The organism is Nonomuraea sp. PA05, from assembly GCF_008086045.1.
GTDB classification, from domain to species: domain Bacteria; phylum Actinomycetota; class Actinomycetes; order Streptosporangiales; family Streptosporangiaceae; genus Nonomuraea; species Nonomuraea monospora.
Window position 1 is genome coordinate 1 of the sequence record NZ_VSEY01000113.1, and the last position, 635, is coordinate 635.

A 635-nucleotide genomic window follows, 5' to 3' on the forward strand; every position below is an offset into this window, starting at 1 on the left:
CGCAAGGTCGTGGTGACCAAGGACGAGACCACCATCGTCGACGGCGCCGGTGACGCCGAGCAGATCTCCGGCCGGGTCAACGAGATCCGCGCCGAGATCGAGCGCACCGACTCCGACTACGACCGCGAGAAGCTCCAGGAGCGCCTGGCCAAGCTCGCCGGTGGTGTCGCGGTGATCAAGGCCGGTGCGGCGACCGAGGTCGAGCTCAAGGAGCGCAAGCACCGCATCGAGGACGCCGTCCGCAACGCCAAGGCGGCCGTCGAGGAGGGCATCGTCCCCGGCGGCGGCGTGGCGCTGCTGCAGGCCGGCGCCAAGGCCTTCGACAAGCTGGAGCTGGCGGGCGACGAGGCCACCGGTGCCGCCATCGTCAAGAAGGCGCTGGAGGAGCCGCTCAAGCAGATCGCGGTCAACGCCGGTCTCGAGGGCGGCGTCGTGGTCGAGAAGGTGCGCAACCTCACCCCGGGTGAGGGCCTCAACGCGGCCTCCGGCGAGTACGTCAACATGTTCGAGTCGGGCATCATCGACCCGGCCAAGGTGACGCGCTCGGCGCTGCAGAACGCCGCCTCCATCGCGGCGCTGTTCCTCACCACCGAGGCCGTCATCGCGGAGAAGCCCGAGAAGACCCCTGCCGCCCC

1 protein-coding gene is annotated in these 635 nt (G+C 70.2%); it reads left to right on the top strand.

The genetic code is table 11. From position 1 onward, the window contains the following. The coding region (locus FXF51_RS60260; protein ID WP_316247685.1) for a TCP-1/cpn60 chaperonin family protein at window positions 1–635 on the top strand (635 nt) is incomplete at both ends.